At 39.8% G+C, this 14,616-nt stretch carries 12 protein-coding genes; 2 read left to right on the top strand and 10 right to left on the bottom strand.

Annotated features, from left to right (window positions below):
- The first annotated feature begins 67 nt into the window (after positions 1-67).
- On the top strand, positions 68-265 hold the full coding sequence (gene tatA, locus OOZ15_RS04035) for a twin-arginine translocase TatA/TatE family subunit (RefSeq protein ID WP_265954510.1): 198 nt from the start codon (positions 68-70) through the stop codon (positions 263-265).
- Between the two features lie 474 nt (positions 266-739).
- On the opposite strand, the gene OOZ15_RS04030 is transcribed toward tatA, so the two are convergent.
- The 3 genes from OOZ15_RS04030 to OOZ15_RS04020 form a co-directional block, all read right to left on the bottom strand.
- The gene (locus tag OOZ15_RS04030) at positions 740-1,756 is read right to left on the bottom strand and encodes a DUF4837 family protein (RefSeq protein WP_265954509.1); all 1,017 of its coding nucleotides are present in this window, start codon (positions 1,754-1,756) and stop codon (positions 740-742) included.
- A gap of 23 nt (positions 1,757-1,779) precedes the next feature.
- On the bottom strand, positions 1,780-3,375 hold the full coding sequence (locus tag OOZ15_RS04025) for a LysM peptidoglycan-binding domain-containing protein (RefSeq protein WP_265954507.1): 1,596 nt from the start codon (positions 3,373-3,375) through the stop codon (positions 1,780-1,782).
- A 155-nt stretch (positions 3,376-3,530) separates the two neighbouring features.
- Positions 3,531-4,721, bottom strand: coding sequence for a phosphoglycerate kinase (locus OOZ15_RS04020; protein ID WP_265954505.1), 1,191 nt, complete (start codon positions 4,719-4,721; stop codon positions 3,531-3,533).
- Positions 4,722-5,198: 477 nt separating this feature from the next.
- Here OOZ15_RS04020 and OOZ15_RS04015 point away from each other — a divergent pair, with 477 nt between their 5' ends.
- Positions 5,199-6,350, top strand: a complete 1,152-nt coding sequence (locus OOZ15_RS04015; RefSeq protein WP_265954504.1) for a DNA polymerase III subunit — start codon at positions 5,199-5,201, stop codon at positions 6,348-6,350.
- A 102-nt stretch (positions 6,351-6,452) separates the two neighbouring features.
- Here OOZ15_RS04015 and OOZ15_RS04010 read toward each other — a convergent pair whose 3' ends face one another.
- The 7 genes from OOZ15_RS04010 to OOZ15_RS03980 all read right to left on the bottom strand — a co-directional run bounded on the left by OOZ15_RS04010 (position 6,453) and on the right by OOZ15_RS03980 (position 14,320).
- A complete protein-coding gene (locus tag OOZ15_RS04010; RefSeq protein WP_265954503.1) occupies positions 6,453-8,174 on the bottom strand; it encodes a DUF2207 domain-containing protein in 1,722 nt (573 codons plus the stop codon).
- Positions 8,175-8,177: 3 nt separating this feature from the next.
- The gene (locus OOZ15_RS04005; protein ID WP_265954502.1) at positions 8,178-8,729 is read right to left on the bottom strand and encodes a LemA family protein; all 552 of its coding nucleotides are present in this window, start codon (positions 8,727-8,729) and stop codon (positions 8,178-8,180) included.
- 95 nt (positions 8,730-8,824) lie between these two features.
- The gene (locus OOZ15_RS04000; protein WP_265954501.1) at positions 8,825-11,245 is read right to left on the bottom strand and encodes a zinc-dependent metalloprotease; all 2,421 of its coding nucleotides are present in this window, start codon (positions 11,243-11,245) and stop codon (positions 8,825-8,827) included.
- A 164-nt stretch (positions 11,246-11,409) separates the two neighbouring features.
- A complete protein-coding gene (locus tag OOZ15_RS03995; RefSeq protein ID WP_265954500.1) occupies positions 11,410-11,700 on the bottom strand; it encodes a type II toxin-antitoxin system RelE/ParE family toxin in 291 nt (96 codons plus the stop codon).
- Entirely contained in the window at positions 11,687-11,944 is a 258-nt protein-coding gene (locus OOZ15_RS03990; protein ID WP_265954498.1) for a type II toxin-antitoxin system ParD family antitoxin, read from the bottom strand. The genes OOZ15_RS03995 and OOZ15_RS03990 overlap by 14 nt, the downstream gene beginning before the upstream one ends.
- Positions 11,945-12,057: 113 nt before the next feature.
- Positions 12,058-13,770 carry a GMC oxidoreductase gene (locus OOZ15_RS03985; protein ID WP_265954497.1) on the bottom strand — a complete coding sequence of 571 codons (1,713 nt, stop codon included), beginning with the start codon at positions 13,768-13,770 and terminating at the stop codon, positions 12,058-12,060.
- Entirely contained in the window at positions 13,763-14,320 is a 558-nt protein-coding gene (locus OOZ15_RS03980) for a gluconate 2-dehydrogenase subunit 3 family protein (protein WP_265954496.1), read from the bottom strand. The genes OOZ15_RS03985 and OOZ15_RS03980 overlap by 8 nt, the downstream gene beginning before the upstream one ends.
- Positions 14,321-14,616 lie beyond the last annotated feature (296 nt).

Here is a 14,616-nt window from a genome sequence, read left to right as displayed (position 1 = left end):
TTTTTAAGAAAAAAGATGGTCTTTTGTACACTTTTCTTATTACCTTTGTTATCTAAATTTTTAGCAAATGACTTTAGCAAACATTTTTTTAGCAATAGGACCATGGCAAATAGCAGTCGTAGTAATTTTAGTTCTTTTGTTATTTGGAGGTAAAAAGATTCCTGAGTTAATGCGTGGTTTAGGAAGTGGAATCAAGGAATTTAAAGATGCTTCAAAAGAAGAGGAATCTAACAACGAAGTAGAAAAGAAAAAAGAAGAAAATTAATTCTTTTTTAAAATACGATTTATTAAAAAGCCTGCTTGAATCAAGCAGGCTTTTTGTTTTTATATGAACTCATTTAAACTTCTTCCAATATATCTACCCGTTCTATGACCTCGCGCCGGGTGGGTGATTTGTTAATTGTTATTGGTTAATTGGAAAAGAACGGATTGTCCCCTTGAGGACAAACAGAGCGGCAAAATATATTTTGACGTGAAGTTTGCGAGCGCAGCTCTTTAGGGGTGTAAAATCCCAAGCTTTTGCGTTTAGCATCAAATGTTTGCTGTATTTCCTATGGTTTGGGTTTTCAGAACCCTCCGTCTTCCTCCGCATAGCTCCGGAATCCACCTACCTTCGTCTGAAGGGAGGAGCCGGTTTTTACTTCTTTTAATCATGAAAGGATCTGTCAGTGCGCTGGCGATTCTATTTATTTGCCTGCGCGCCGGTTGGCTCGTTCGCTAAATTAATCCGTCCACTGGACTAATTCTTTACACTCCGCCCTGAAGATGCCACATCTTTTGACCGATCGGTAAACTTCAATGTTTTCAGGATGGCTTCCAATTCAAACATATAATCCCTCTTATTGGCCGATGGCGCAAATGTAAACCCTTCTACCACAACCAATCTGTCATTAGGCTTGTCTTCTACAATATAGTTTATAAAGGGACCTGCCATTGCAAAATTCTTTACTTCCCACATTCCTTTGGTTTCTATAGCATCCCTACCGGCTATTTTGGCATCAAAAACATAAGGGGCATAAGCTTTTTCAGTTATCATATACATGCCTTCTTCCCGTCCCGGAACATATTTTTCTCCGATGGAATCCCTCATTTTTATAACGGCATCCAAACGGGTGGAATCATTTGGGATACTGTTTAAAGGCATTTCATAAACCAAAATATTCATGGTTCCTGTTCGCACTTGTCTTTCTATCCAAAAGAAGTTTCCTTCCTGCTTGGCGATCTTATATATGGATGGCATTGTTAGGGAAACTCCCAGTTCTTCTTTTATGTCTGTTTCCCTATTTAAAGACCGTGTAAACCTATGTTGACTTTCCCTAATGTCATTCTTTTTGAACGTACTGATTATTTCCGGGGCGTTTTCTACAATTTTATTGATGATTTCCCCTTCGGTAGATGCTTTAATGATCCCTACCTTTTGAGGTTTTGCATAAAGATCGTCCTTAATCCCCGCTACTGAAGCACTGTCTATATCGACAAAAAGTATATTTCTACTATTTCGGGCAAAGTCAGTAAAAACATCCGGTGGCATTTGATGGATGGAAAACAGAGGTTCTATTTGAGGAAGCCCATCTACCGGCGCTGCAAAATATTCCCTGATGGAATCTCCTACTTTCCCCTTCCACAAATCATTATCAATAACTACCGATAATGTGTTGATTGCCCCGACGGAATCGGGAAGATATTTTTCATTGTTACCTTCTTTACACGACAATATCAAGACAATAGCGACGAACGGCAATAAAATTTTTCTCATTGTTTTAGGCTTTTTTGGTGTAATTAACATTTACATAGTACGAGCTTGGTGCCCGGTGTTAATTTACTCCCACTAATATCGTTCCATTCTTGAAGATTTTGAATAGAAATTCCCGGAAATTTTCTTGCTATGCTCCAAAGGGAGTCCCCACTTCGCACAATATATTCTTTGGCAGTACTTGTCGTTCCTTGCTTTTGAGGCTTTTCAACAACAGGTTTTCTGGGGTAGATCGTTAATCGTTGTCCTATACGAAGCCTGTTACTTCGAAGTCCGTTCCATCGCTTAATCTGACTTACACGAACTCCGTATTTTTCGGCAATTTTCCCCAAATAATCTCCATTGACCACTCGATATCGAATTTGAGAACTCGTATTTGTCAACTGTGGCAACGGTTTTTCCTTTTTCTCTAATTCTTTTTCAATTCGAGCATATATAGTATCCTCATTAGCTACAAAACGTCCAATAGCTTCTCTTGGCAAGCGTAAACTATAATTTTCATCTTCTACATAAGGAATTACGTCCAATTTGTATGACGGATTGAAGAACTGTACCTGTTCAATATCCACATCAAGATATTCTGATATCTGATCGAAGGTAACCAGTTTCTTTACATGCACCGTATCGGTTTCAAAATAGGCAGTTTTCAGGCCATAATCTTCAAAACCGTGTTCCTTTGCATATTCCATGATATACATGGTGGCCAGAAAAGCGGGTACGTAGCCGGCAGTTTCACGGGGTAAAAATGGACGGAGGTTCCAATAATTTTTATAGCCTCCGCTTCGGCGAATGGCCTTATTCACATTTCCGGGACCTGAATTATAGGCTGCCAATGCCAAATCCCAATCGCCATATATTTTATACAACCTGGCCATATATTTACAAGCCGCTATGGTTGATTTTATAGGGTCGCTACGTTCATCTACATAACTGCTTACATCCAAACCGTACATTTTTCCGGTGGAAAACATAAATTGCCAAATCCCCGTTGCCCCTACTCTGGATTTTGCTTTTGGGTTAAGCGCTGATTCAATTACCGCCAGATATTTTATTTCCAACGGAATATCGTAATTGTCCAATGCTTGTTCAAATAAAGGAAAGTAAAATTTGCTTCGCGCCATCACACGCATCAGGAATTCGCGCTTATTCTTCAGGAACATTTTGATAACACTTTCCAAGGATGGGTTATAAGCTATATTGAAGGGGGTTTTCTGATCCAGTCTTTCCAACCTCGCTTTCAATGTGTCGGTATGGAGATCTGTATAAGCAACCGGATCGTATTTTAGGTTGCTAATCTCGGTGTATATGGTATCGTATAGTCCGGTGGTCAGGAATTCATTCATCCACAGGCTGTCTATCCTTTTGGCCTCCGGATAATCTTTAAAACCATCTGTTTTTTCTTCATGAAACAACACATAGCGTTTTCCATCGATTTGTGTGGTATCTACATCTTTTAACAAAGCTGATTTTTCTACAACAGCTGATTCTTTCAGGACAACTGTATCTTTAGAACCCTTAAGGTTATTGTCTTTCGCGATAAAAGAAGTAGCAGAGATTTGTTCTTGGGCATAGGTAAAAATGCTAAAAGCGCTAAACATCAGCGCCATGATTATTTGCTTCATGTTCAATATATTACATTAAATAGGATGGTCAATTCGCAAAAATCGTATTTTTTTAAAAAAAAGTCACAACTTATTTGTTAAAAGTCATAAAAAAGCCCTGTAAATGCATTTTTACAGGGCTCTTCCCCACTAAGTGGGGTTAATTACAATGTTTTTTAGCCTAAAATGGCAGCAATACCCGGAAGTGTTTTTCCTTCAAGGCTTTCTAACATCGCTCCACCTCCGGTAGAAACATAGCTCACTTTATTTTCAAAACCGAATTGTTTTACCGCAGCTACTGAGTCTCCGCCTCCTACTAATGAAAATGCTCCGTTTTTTGTGGCTTTATCGATAAATTCTCCCACAGCAATAGTTCCTTTAGAAAAGTTTTCCATTTCAAAAACCCCTACTGGGCCATTCCATAAAATTGTTTTTGACTGAAGGATTACTTCTTTGAAGTTTTCCAGTGTTTTTGGTCCTGCATCAAGACCTTGCCAACCATCAGGAATTTCATTTACTGCAACAACCTGGGTATTGGCATCATTATTAAAATCATCTGCTGCGATAACATCAACAGGCATGTGTACTTGAACACCCTTTTCTTTTGCTTCTTTCAAAATGGAAAGCGCCAGTTCCTGTTTGTCATCCTCACAAATAGAGTCTCCTATCTTTCCGCCTTCGGCTTTAACAAAAGTATAGGTCATTCCACCACCAATAATCAGGTGATCTACCTTATCCAAAATATTTTCAATAATTGTAATTTTTGATGAAACCTTGGCACCACCTAAAATAGCGGTAACAGGTTTTTCACCGCTCTCCATTACTTTTTTAATGGCGTCGATCTCTTTGGCCATCAAATATCCGAAGCATTTGTTTGCTCCAAAATGTTTAGCCACAACGGTTGTGGAAGCATGTGCTCTGTGGGCTGTTCCGAAGGCGTCATTCACATAGATATCCCCTAGTTTTGACAATTCCTGTGCAAAACTGTCATCACCAGCTTCTTCTTCCGCATTAAAACGAAGGTTTTCAAGCAATAATACTTCTCCTTCTTTTAACTCTGCTACTGCCTCTTCTGCTTTTGTTCCTGATGAACGATCTACAAATTTTACCTGAACGCCTATAATCTCTGAAGCCTTCGCTACTATATGTTTTAGGGAAAGGTCTTCTTTTACCTGTCCTTTCGGTCTCCCCAAGTGGCTCATCAAAACAGCACTTCCGCCGTCTTCCAGCACTTTTATAATTGTTGGTTTTGCCGCTTCAATACGCGTGGTGTCTGTCACATTGAAATCGGCATCTAAAGGCACATTGAAATCTACTCGAATTAAAGCTTTCTTATCAGAAAAATTAAAATCGTCTATCGTCATCATTATATTAAAGTTAATTGAACAGCAAATTTAACTATTTATCGCAATGTAGAAAACGATTAAGGGTTATATCACGATTAATTAACCTATCGTATTATTTCCGTCCTAAATAAATTTTATATGTTCATTTTTTCCATTGATGAAAAAACGAACCAAAAAAAATCTAGGCTGACGATAAAAACATAAGAAAATACTACGGAATCCCCAGCCACAGATAAAAAGAACTCATTCCGCCTTGAGGGCGGAACTCAAACAGATTTTTATCTCTAGACCAACGCTGCTTCCTTGATTTTCAATATTTTTATCGTAGGCCAAAACCAAACCACGAACAGTACAAATTCAATAGAAAGTATAGAGGCTAATGCTACCGTCTAAAGGTTTATTTATCAGAAGAGAAGGTCTTTTAAAGCGATTAAAAATCACAATCGGACTTGTACAAACAAAACAGAACAGTTACTTTCACGGCATAATGTATTCAACATGCTTTTCAGTGAAATTTTAGGTCAACAACATATAAAAAGACATTTGACCCATAGTGCGGACAATCAACGGATTCCTCATGCGCAACTGTTTGTGGGCCCTGAAGGCAGTGGGGTTCTTCCTATGGCCATTGCTTATGCTCAGTATGTTTTGTGTGGAAACCGCGATCAGGAAAACAATACCGGCAATGCTTCCTGCAACTTGAAATTCGACAAGCTTTCACATCCTGATTTGCATTTTGCCTTTCCGGTGGCTACCAATCACAAAGTGAAATCACACCCGGTGAGTAATCATTTTTTGGAAGAATGGCGGAAGTTTATTAAAGAACAAGCTTACGGAAATTTGTTTGACTGGTATCAACTATTGGATATCGAAAACAAGCAGGGGCAAATTGGGGTTGATGAAGCTCAGGAAATTGTAAAATCACTTTCGCTAAAAGCCTATGAAGGGGGACATAAGGTGATGATTATATGGATGGCAGAAAAAATGAATACTGCCTGTGCCAACAAACTCTTGAAACTTATCGAGGAACCGCCCAACGATACTTTTTTTATTCTTATTGCTGAAGACGAAGAGCAAATTATACAGACCATCCGTTCCCGGTGTCAGATCCTGCATTTTCCTCCTTTGGCTGAAGCCGTGATTGTTGAGGCACTAAAGGAACGAGGGCTTGATGAAAATACCGCTTTGAAAATTGCACATCAAGCTAATGGAAACTACAACAAAGCCATCGACTTGGTCAATCAGGATTCTGAAGATCTTGTTTTTGAAAAATGGTTTGTGAGTTGGGTGCGTAGCGCTTTTAAAGCCAAGGGAAACAAAGCCGTAATCCACGACCTCATCTCCTGGAGTGAAGAAGTGGCCAAAACCGGCAGGGAAACCCAAAAGAAATTCCTGTTGTTCTGTATGGATGTTTTCCGACAGGCAATGTTGATCAATTATCAGGCTAAAGAACTGGCTTTTATGGATTTTTCGGTGGATAATTTTCAACTGGAGAAATTCGCGGCTTTTGTCCACGGCAACAACATCATGCAGATCACAGATGAATTACAAGATGCTGCCTATCATATAGAACGCAACGGAAATGCCAAGATCATCCTGACCGACCTTTCCATCAAATTGACCCGCTTGTTGCATGTGAAACCCTCATAGAGGGATTTAGTACAGGCCAAGGCTGCACTTGAGTCTAGTCGTAGTGTAATTACTCCAACAAAAGGAAATCAACACATAAAACTTTTAAAGCTGAACATCGGATTACCACCCTCCACCGCCTCCGCCGCCACCTCCACCACCGGAAAAGCCTCCGCCCCCGGAACCACCGGATGACGAACTGGTGGACGAGCCTTGTACACTGTTGGAAAAACTGGAGTTTAACGAGTGGCTAAAGTCACCAAAGTTGGTAATGCTGCTGTTGTACCACATAGGTTGGTGGTTTTTGTAAACGGCAGATTGTGCAAGCATCTTCTGGAACTTGTCTCCCCATACTTTTTCTGCCTCCAAGACAATGGCATAGGGTAGGAGTTTTTCAAAAACTTCAGGTGTTAGCTCAGGTGGGTTAAAGTGTTGTAACTGTTTTTCTTCAGCTACTTTTAAATACATTTCAAAGCCTTCAATCGACGACCTTAAACGAAGTTTTTCCTTGGCCGGTTTGCGTATCAACCATTGGTAAACAAAAAACAGCACTATATTGACCAAAACAAACGCAATAAAATACACAACGGTGTTGGATGACATAAAAAACCGGCTATTTAAGTAAAAATACAGTATGGGAAACGCTATGGCTGTCAAAATGGGAACTATCCAAAACTGGGCATTAAATCCCTTCCAAATCAAAGGATTCCACTGTTTTGTAACAGCTTTCTTGTATTTCTGAACGGCACTGGCTATACTGCTGTCGTACTTGCCATCAAACACAACGCTGTTTTCCCAACTAAAAAGTTGATTTAAAATAACCGCTTCTTCTTTGTGTAAATCATTGTCGGCTTCTTTTTGTTTGGTCAGCGTATAGCTTTGGTTTTTAAACAATCCCCACACGTATTGCTCGGTGTCTTCTTCGATTTTCACATAGCCTTTTCGAGCCAAGTTAATGAGTGATGCCGTTACCAAATCGTTGTTGTAAATACCTTTTTTCAGCATACCAACAGAAGCTGGCGAGAGGTTATCCGGCGGTATAAATTGTGGATATACCGTAGGTTTTTCAGGATCTTTTCCAAAATTAACCCAAGTAAAAATATAATAGAAAAGCAACAGCAAGGTAAACAAGGCACATAGAACAAGTGGGCCGTATTTTTGCAAAAAGGTGGGCGGCGGCGGTGTGGGAATAAGGCCTTTTTGAAACCCGACAGCAACGCTTAGGTTTTCTAAGGGATAAAGTTCATCGCTTGCTTCAAAGGTTATTTTATTGTCGGTCAGTTGTTCAAACGTGCAATTTTGTTGTGTCGAGCCGTAACGACCGGTGTAGCAAGCTTGTTGCTGTATAACAGCTTCGTTAGGCAATGTGATGCTTGCCGACACGTTTTCCATAGCGAACGCCCATTCGGTACCGTTGACGTTCCAATAGATTTCGTCGTAATTTTCAAAAAACCGGATTTGATTTTCAGCCCGGTAGGTGATTTGATATTGATAAGTGCCGGGGTCTAAAAACACGTTTTCATCACCAATGTAAATGGCACGATAATTCCCTTCTTTTTTTAGGTGATATTTTGAAGTGGTCCCGTCGCGCTTCACTCCTAAAATCTCATATTTTGGCCTGAACACACGACCCAAACCATCTCTTCGGGAATTTAACGGAAGTTTGCGCACCAAGCCGCGTTTAAAGGCATTGCCCTTGGCGTAAATCTCAATGGTTTCGGTGATAAGGATATCACCCATTTCTTCAACCTCAATATCAGAATGAAACGAGATTATTCGCTCGTAATCTTGGCCAAACCCCAAGGAAGTAAATAACCAAAATACTATAAGTAGTAGGTGTCTCATAGGTTAAAAACTGACTTTAGGCAATTCACGTTCTTGGGCTTCATCGATTTCAAAAAATTCCGATTTGGTAAACCTAAACATATTGGCGATGATATTGCTGGGGAAGGTGTCTATCAAAATGTTTTTATCACGAACGGTTCCGTTGTAATATCGTCTCGATTTTTCGATGTCGGCTTCTATGGCAGAGAGCTGGTTTTGCAGGTCTAGAAAGTTTTGATTGGCCTTGAGCTCAGGATATTGCTCGGCTACAGCAAAGAGGTTCATCAATGCTTTGTTAAGTCCGTTTTCAGCTTGTTGCTGCTCTTCAACGGTGTTGGCACTTTGCGCTTGGCTACGGGCTTCGGTCACCTTCTGAAAGGTTTCCTTTTCGTGCTTTGCATAGCCTTTAACGGTTTCTATCAGATTGGGAATCAAGTTGTAGCGCTTTTTAAGTTGAACGTCGATTCCGCTCCACGCTTCGTCAACAAGTACACGCAATTTTACCAATTTATTGTAAATGGCTATTCCGTAGAACACTGCAATAGCAGCAATAGCCAAGAGAATTAATGCAAACATAGTTGTCGTTTTTTTGGTTATGCTAAAGTTATTGTTTTTTTGCTGACTCTTCCTATATACTTACTGAGATTAAAAATCAAAGCGTCTGTTCTTTTCTAAAAACAATCCATCCCTATAGGTGATCCGTCAGGAATCTTTGGGCTATCGGGAAGTTTAAAATCCTCTAGATTTTCATAGAAATGAGCAATTCTTCTTGCTATTTCTTTTTCGTTCACATCCTTACTCCCTTCAAATTCCTTTTGTATTTCCGTGAGGTAATTATTCACAACAGCATTGACCTGTGGATGTACTTTTTTATTGATCGATAAAGCCATCAAGTGCCATATCACCCTATAATTTATAGCCTGTTGTACTTCGGCGTAATAAGTGTCCCTGTTTTTATTGTAAAGGGTGGCCTTTAAGGTTGCTGAAATCACCTCAGCCAGTCCCAATTGTTTTTTATCAATGGCTTTTTGCTGAATGAGTCTGGATACCCGTTGTGGGTACATCAAAAGTTTTAAGGTCATATCTGAAGCTGTTTCAGCGGCAGCAATGGCATCAAAAGCAACACCTGTTTTTCCTTTTAGGGATTCCCTTGTTTTTCCATATCCATAGGTTCTGGGAGGGAAAAGGCTTAATTTTTCCTTCGGAATAGCTATGTTTTCAGCTTCTATTGTTTTTAAAAGGCTTTTTAAGCTTTCTTGCTGTTTTTGTTTATCTATAAATTCCACCACGGTTTGTCCGTCATTTTTGATGGCATAGTTATAATCCAATCCGGCAATATGCTTAACGGCCGCTTCCGTTTGATATCGATGGAAAAAATAAACAGGTACAAAAACATCCTCCAGAACCGAAAAAGGTTCATCAGACCTCATATTATCGATAGAAAATTGATCAATAGCCTTCCTTCTGATTTCCATTACCCTGTCCAGTTCGGCTCCGGCATCTTTTCCATTATCCCATAGATGCGCCGTGGCATGTGCTCCACCTTGTGGCCGGGCATCTCGATCACTGATGAACCGGTATCCCCTTTCTTGAGCTTCTTTTATAATAGCTGCCAAAGCTGTTTTTTCATCTGTTCCTTCGGGAAAATCGGAATACGCATAAGCCACAGATACTTTATCCCAGTCGCCAATACCCACCTCATAAGCATTAGAAATATCGATGGTTTCTCCGTTGAGTCTTACCATGGGATGTGGATAATCCATCACAGACGAGCCGGTACTCGCACTCGCAGCAAAATTATGAGCAAAGCCCAAGGTATGGCCAATCTCGTGTGCCGAAAGTTGCCTGATACGTGCCAAAGCCATTTCCAGCATGGGTTGATAATTATCGTCCCTTTGAGCAAAGGGTTTGTTCATCAAGGCCTGGGCGATCAAAAAATCCTGACGGATACGCAAACTTCCCAAGCTTACATGTCCTTTTAAAATTTCTCCTGTTCGAGGATCCCTGATACTGCTCCCGTAACTCCAGCCTCTGGTAGAACGGTGTACCCACTGAATTACGTTGTATCGAATATCCATAGGATCGGCATCATCTGGTAATATTTTTAACTGAAAAGCATTTTTATATCCAATAGCCTCAAACGCCTGATTCCACCACCTTCCACCTTCCAACAGAGCAGAACGTACTGGTTCAGGAGTTCCGTTGTCCAAATAATAAACAATAGGCTCTACAGCCTCACTTACGGTAGCATTCGGATCTTTCTTTTCGAGTCGGTGTCTTACAACAAAACGCTTTTGCATGGATTCCTGAACCGGTGCGGCATAATCGTAATACGAAAAAGGGTAAGTTCCGCTTCGGGGATCGAACTTTCGCATTTCAAAGTCATCGTTGGGTAACTCGATAAACGAATGATGCTCAGTAACGGTCACCAATTCAGAATTCGGAGCCACAGAACGGATTTCACCACCTTTCGGGCTTCCTTTGAAGGTCATCAGCACATCGAACTCAATATTTTTTGGAAAAGCTTTAGTGCGCTCCATATTCATCGCACTTTTACTCTTGTCAAGTTTGTACTCTCCTTGTTTTCTGCTTTTTAAAGTTTTAGCCACTCCGTGCGCATCTTCCATCAAAAAATCGGTGATGTCGATGATGTACGTATCCTCCTTTTCAGAAGTTATTTTAAATCCGTATAAAACAGATTTGGCAAAGGCTTGCTCTACTGATTTTTTCTCCAGATCATTATCGGTGAGTGCCCTGTATTTTAAATTCGGCTGAATAAGCAACAACTTATTTCCCGCTTTGGTAAAATAAACCAGTTGTTCGTTGCCTAACTGCCCTCTGTCCAATCCTATGTCATTACTTCCAACCCCACTGCTGAGAGAGTAGACATAGAGGAATTCCTTTTCCAGTTCTTTGACTTCCAGATAGACTTTGTCATCTTTTTCACTGTAATAGAAGTCGTAGAAGCCGTCAAACTTTTTATGGTCTTCAGCTTTAAATTCAGTTTTACTTTTATCTTGTGATTTTAAACTAAAGGAAACTAAAACGAGTAGTAGTAAAAGGCAGTTTTTTATTATAAAAGGGTGCTTCATAAATATTGATTGAGTTGATTAGCGTTCTAAATTTATGTAAAAATCACATTTCTGCTTTATCTACCCCCTCTTTTTATCTCATCCGTGAATTATTATTGCAAATAACCGATTAACAAAGCTTTGTTTTTGGGGAATTGATAGTGAATATGGAAGAAAAATGATCCTTAAATATGCTTTGAAAAGTCCATATATTGACCCAGAACCCTTATGATAAAAGCTTCGTTCCCATCTAATGTATAAAAAATTACATGTGATTTGAATCTATATCTGTACAGGCTTTTATATAGGTAGAAAGCCTCTCTTCTTAATTCAGGTCGAACCGGAAGCATTGTAAAACATTCTTCCATTTCCTTTAAATAATATCTAGCCTGATTTAAACCGAATTTGGAAATTCCATATTCAAATATCTCGGCTATATCAACAGAGGCTTTGGAAGAAAGTTTATAAACGCCCATCTAAACGAAGGTTTTCCTCAACATCTTTCATAATGTCAGATACGGATTTATCACTTACACCGCTTTCGAAACCTTCATCAATAGCCAACCTCAATCTTGCAAGCTTATCATTTCTGGCTTGATCACGTCTTACCAAATCACGGATATACTCACTATCGTTGGTGAAGTAACCTTCATCAATCTGTCTTTTTATCCAATTATCTTGTTGTTCTGTAAACGTAATTGATTTTCTAACTGTAGCCATTTTTTATCAAATATTAATCGTAATAATATTGGTGCAATATAGCGATTATATGGTGCGATTACAACTACTATTTCACTTTATAAACTATCATAAAAAGGAAATAGCTTAAAAAATCAACCCTTTTTAGACTCCTTTACTGCATGATCACATGCCCTTGCTGTCAGCGCCATATAGGTAAGTGACGGATTCTGGGTGCTGGTTGAGGTCATACAGGCCCCGTCGGTTACATAGACATTTTTACAGGTGTGCAACTGATTCCATTTATTGAGTAAGGATGTCTTTGGGTCATGTCCCATTCTTACGCCACCCATTTCATGGATATCCAAGCCGGGTGCTTTGTCAGGAATATCGTGTGCTTTTATATTTTTAAAGCCGGCCGCTTCAAACATTTCTGTAAACTGTTCCACATAGTCCTTAATCATTTTCTCGTCATTGTCATCATAGTCGAGATTGATTTTGAGCTGTGGGATTCCATACTGATCTGTTTTCTCCGGATCCAAGGAAAGTGTGCTTTCTTCCTTGGGAATGGTTTCCCCCATCATGTGGGAACCTACATTCCAATTTCCATAGGAAGCGTTTGACAGATTTTCTTTTAGGCTTTCCCCTAAGCCATTGGTATCTTGATGAATTTGTCTGGAAGCATTAAAGCCTGCGGCATAGCCTCTTAAGAAATCCGTTTCTTGCTTGTGTACGTTTCTGAATCTCGGCACATAGGCACTGGTAGGTCTCCTTCCGGTGGTGGTTTTATCGAGATTCCCTTCATATTCTCCGCTGATACTCACCCTGTAATTGTGAAAAGCAATGTATTTCCCCAGCAATCTGTTATCATTCCCCAAGCCTTCCGGAAAACGATTGGATTTAGAATTCAACAATATCATATTGCTGTTGAACGTACTGGCATTAACAAAAATTACGGATGCAAAGTATTCGGTAGTTTCTTTGGTATTGGCATCGATCACACGTACTCCCGTTGCCTTTCCTTTCTCATCATCATAAATAATGGAGTGGACCACCGCATCGTTTTTCATGCTGAGGTTTCCTGTTTTCTGCGCCCATGGCAGGGTGCTCGAATTACTGCTAAAATACCCTCCAAACGGACAACCACGACGGCAAAGGTCACGTGTCTGGCACATGGCTCTACCCTGTTTCATAAAAATGTCCTTGTTTTTGGTAATATGTGCACAGCGTCCGTATATCACATGACGTTGATTCTTGTATTTTTTTGCCACTATGTCCCTGAAGTGTTCTTCGGTACAATTCAGACCCATGGATTTTAAAAACTCTCCGTCAGGTAAAACATCCAAACCGTTGTATTCCCCTGAGATCCCAACAAACTTCTCCACATAACTATACCAAGGGGCAATATCTTTATAACGAATTGGCCAGTCTACTGCAAAGCCATCCCTTGCGGGACCTTCAAAATCCAGATCGCTTAAACGCTGTGTCTGTCTCGCCCAAAGCAAGGATTTTCCTCCGGTTTGGTAGGCTCTGATCCAATCAAAAGGTTTTTTCTGAACATAGGGTTGCTCCTTGTCCTTAGTGAAAAAATGCTGTGAATCCTCGCGGAAATTATAACACCGTGCTGCTATGGGGTTATCTTGACGTAAATCGTAAGAAACCTGTCCGGCATGCTTCAATTCCCACGGCATCATATTGGTAGTTGGATAATTTTTTATATGCGTTACGTCGCGACCTCTTTCCAGCACCAAGGTTTTAAGGCCTTTTTCAGTAAATTCTTTAGCTGCCCATCCTCCACTCATTCCGGAACCGATCACTATGGCGTCAAAGGTGTTGTTCTTCGTACTGTCAATATTAAAGTTAGGCATTGCTATTAATTTTTTCGTTGCTGTGAATCGTTTTACACGTTTGATATGAAAATGCCCCCGGAATCAATTCGTATGGCATCACTTGTGTCATATAATATTCGGTGTTTTTATACCCCCAAACTGCCAGACCTTTTGTGGTATGTAGAAAATTGAGAAGATCTTTGTCTGCTGTTTGATCATCCATAAGTTCTTTTAAAACGCTAAGTCTTTCCGCTTTGTCCATATCGGTAAACACATCTCCATGTTTTTCCTTTACTTTAGGATTAAAAAGACGTAATCCTTTTAAAAAGGATTCTTGTTTTTCCGGACTCTTACAGTCATCCATCATCACCCAAACAAAGTTCTGTACCTTTAAAGCAACACCCCCGGGAGTATCTGTCTCCGGAAGGATTGTATCTATGATGGCTTCCAGCAGAATCTCCTCTTTTATATCTATCTGAAGTTTATTTAAGGCTATGGCCACCCTTTTTTCTGAAAAATTACAGGAGGGGAACAGCATCAAGCCCCCGGTTGCCAGTCCAAGATTCCGAATAGCGGTACGTCTTTTCATAATGTTTATTTCTTTCTTATTCAAGGTATTCAAATGAATTTCCCTTAATCGATTTAGTCTGATTAAATCAAAGCGGTAAATATAAAAATAATGTTGAGGTAAAAGTAGGAATCACTTTTATAATTCTATCAGAATACATTATGGAATGGTTTATGTTTTAAAGCAATTCTGTCCTAAATAAACTTTTATCTGTTCATTTTTTCCATTGATGAAAAAACGAACCAAAAAAATCTAGGCTGACGATAAAAACATAAGAAAATACTACGGAACCCCCAGCCACAGATAAAAATAACTCA

This window comes from Galbibacter kalidii, assembly GCF_026241135.1.
GTDB lineage: Bacteria > Bacteroidota > Bacteroidia > Flavobacteriales > Flavobacteriaceae > Galbibacter.
This window is presented reverse-complemented; position numbering and strand designations above follow the sequence as displayed.

Coding starts and splice junctions, on each gene's coding strand:
- tatA (WP_265954510.1), top strand. CDS start 68: ATGACTTTAGCAAACATTTTTTTAGCAATAGGACCATGGCAAATAGCA.
- OOZ15_RS04020 (WP_265954505.1), bottom strand. CDS start 4,721: ATGATGACGATAGACGATTTTAATTTTTCTGATAAGAAAGCTTTAATT.
- OOZ15_RS03980 (WP_265954496.1), bottom strand. CDS start 14,320: ATGAAAAGACGTACCGCTATTCGGAATCTTGGACTGGCAACCGGGGGC.
- OOZ15_RS04000 (WP_265954501.1), bottom strand. CDS start 11,245: ATGAAGCACCCTTTTATAATAAAAAACTGCCTTTTACTACTACTCGTT.
- OOZ15_RS03990 (WP_265954498.1), bottom strand. CDS start 11,944: ATGGCTACAGTTAGAAAATCAATTACGTTTACAGAACAACAAGATAAT.
- OOZ15_RS04015 (WP_265954504.1), top strand. CDS start 5,199: ATGCTTTTCAGTGAAATTTTAGGTCAACAACATATAAAAAGACATTTG.
- OOZ15_RS04005 (WP_265954502.1), bottom strand. CDS start 8,729: ATGTTTGCATTAATTCTCTTGGCTATTGCTGCTATTGCAGTGTTCTAC.
- OOZ15_RS04025 (WP_265954507.1), bottom strand. CDS start 3,375: ATGAAGCAAATAATCATGGCGCTGATGTTTAGCGCTTTTAGCATTTTT.
- OOZ15_RS03985 (WP_265954497.1), bottom strand. CDS start 13,770: ATGCCTAACTTTAATATTGACAGTACGAAGAACAACACCTTTGACGCC.
- OOZ15_RS03995 (WP_265954500.1), bottom strand. CDS start 11,700: ATGGGCGTTTATAAACTTTCTTCCAAAGCCTCTGTTGATATAGCCGAG.
- OOZ15_RS04010 (WP_265954503.1), bottom strand. CDS start 8,174: ATGAGACACCTACTACTTATAGTATTTTGGTTATTTACTTCCTTGGGG.
- OOZ15_RS04030 (WP_265954509.1), bottom strand. CDS start 1,756: ATGAGAAAAATTTTATTGCCGTTCGTCGCTATTGTCTTGATATTGTCG.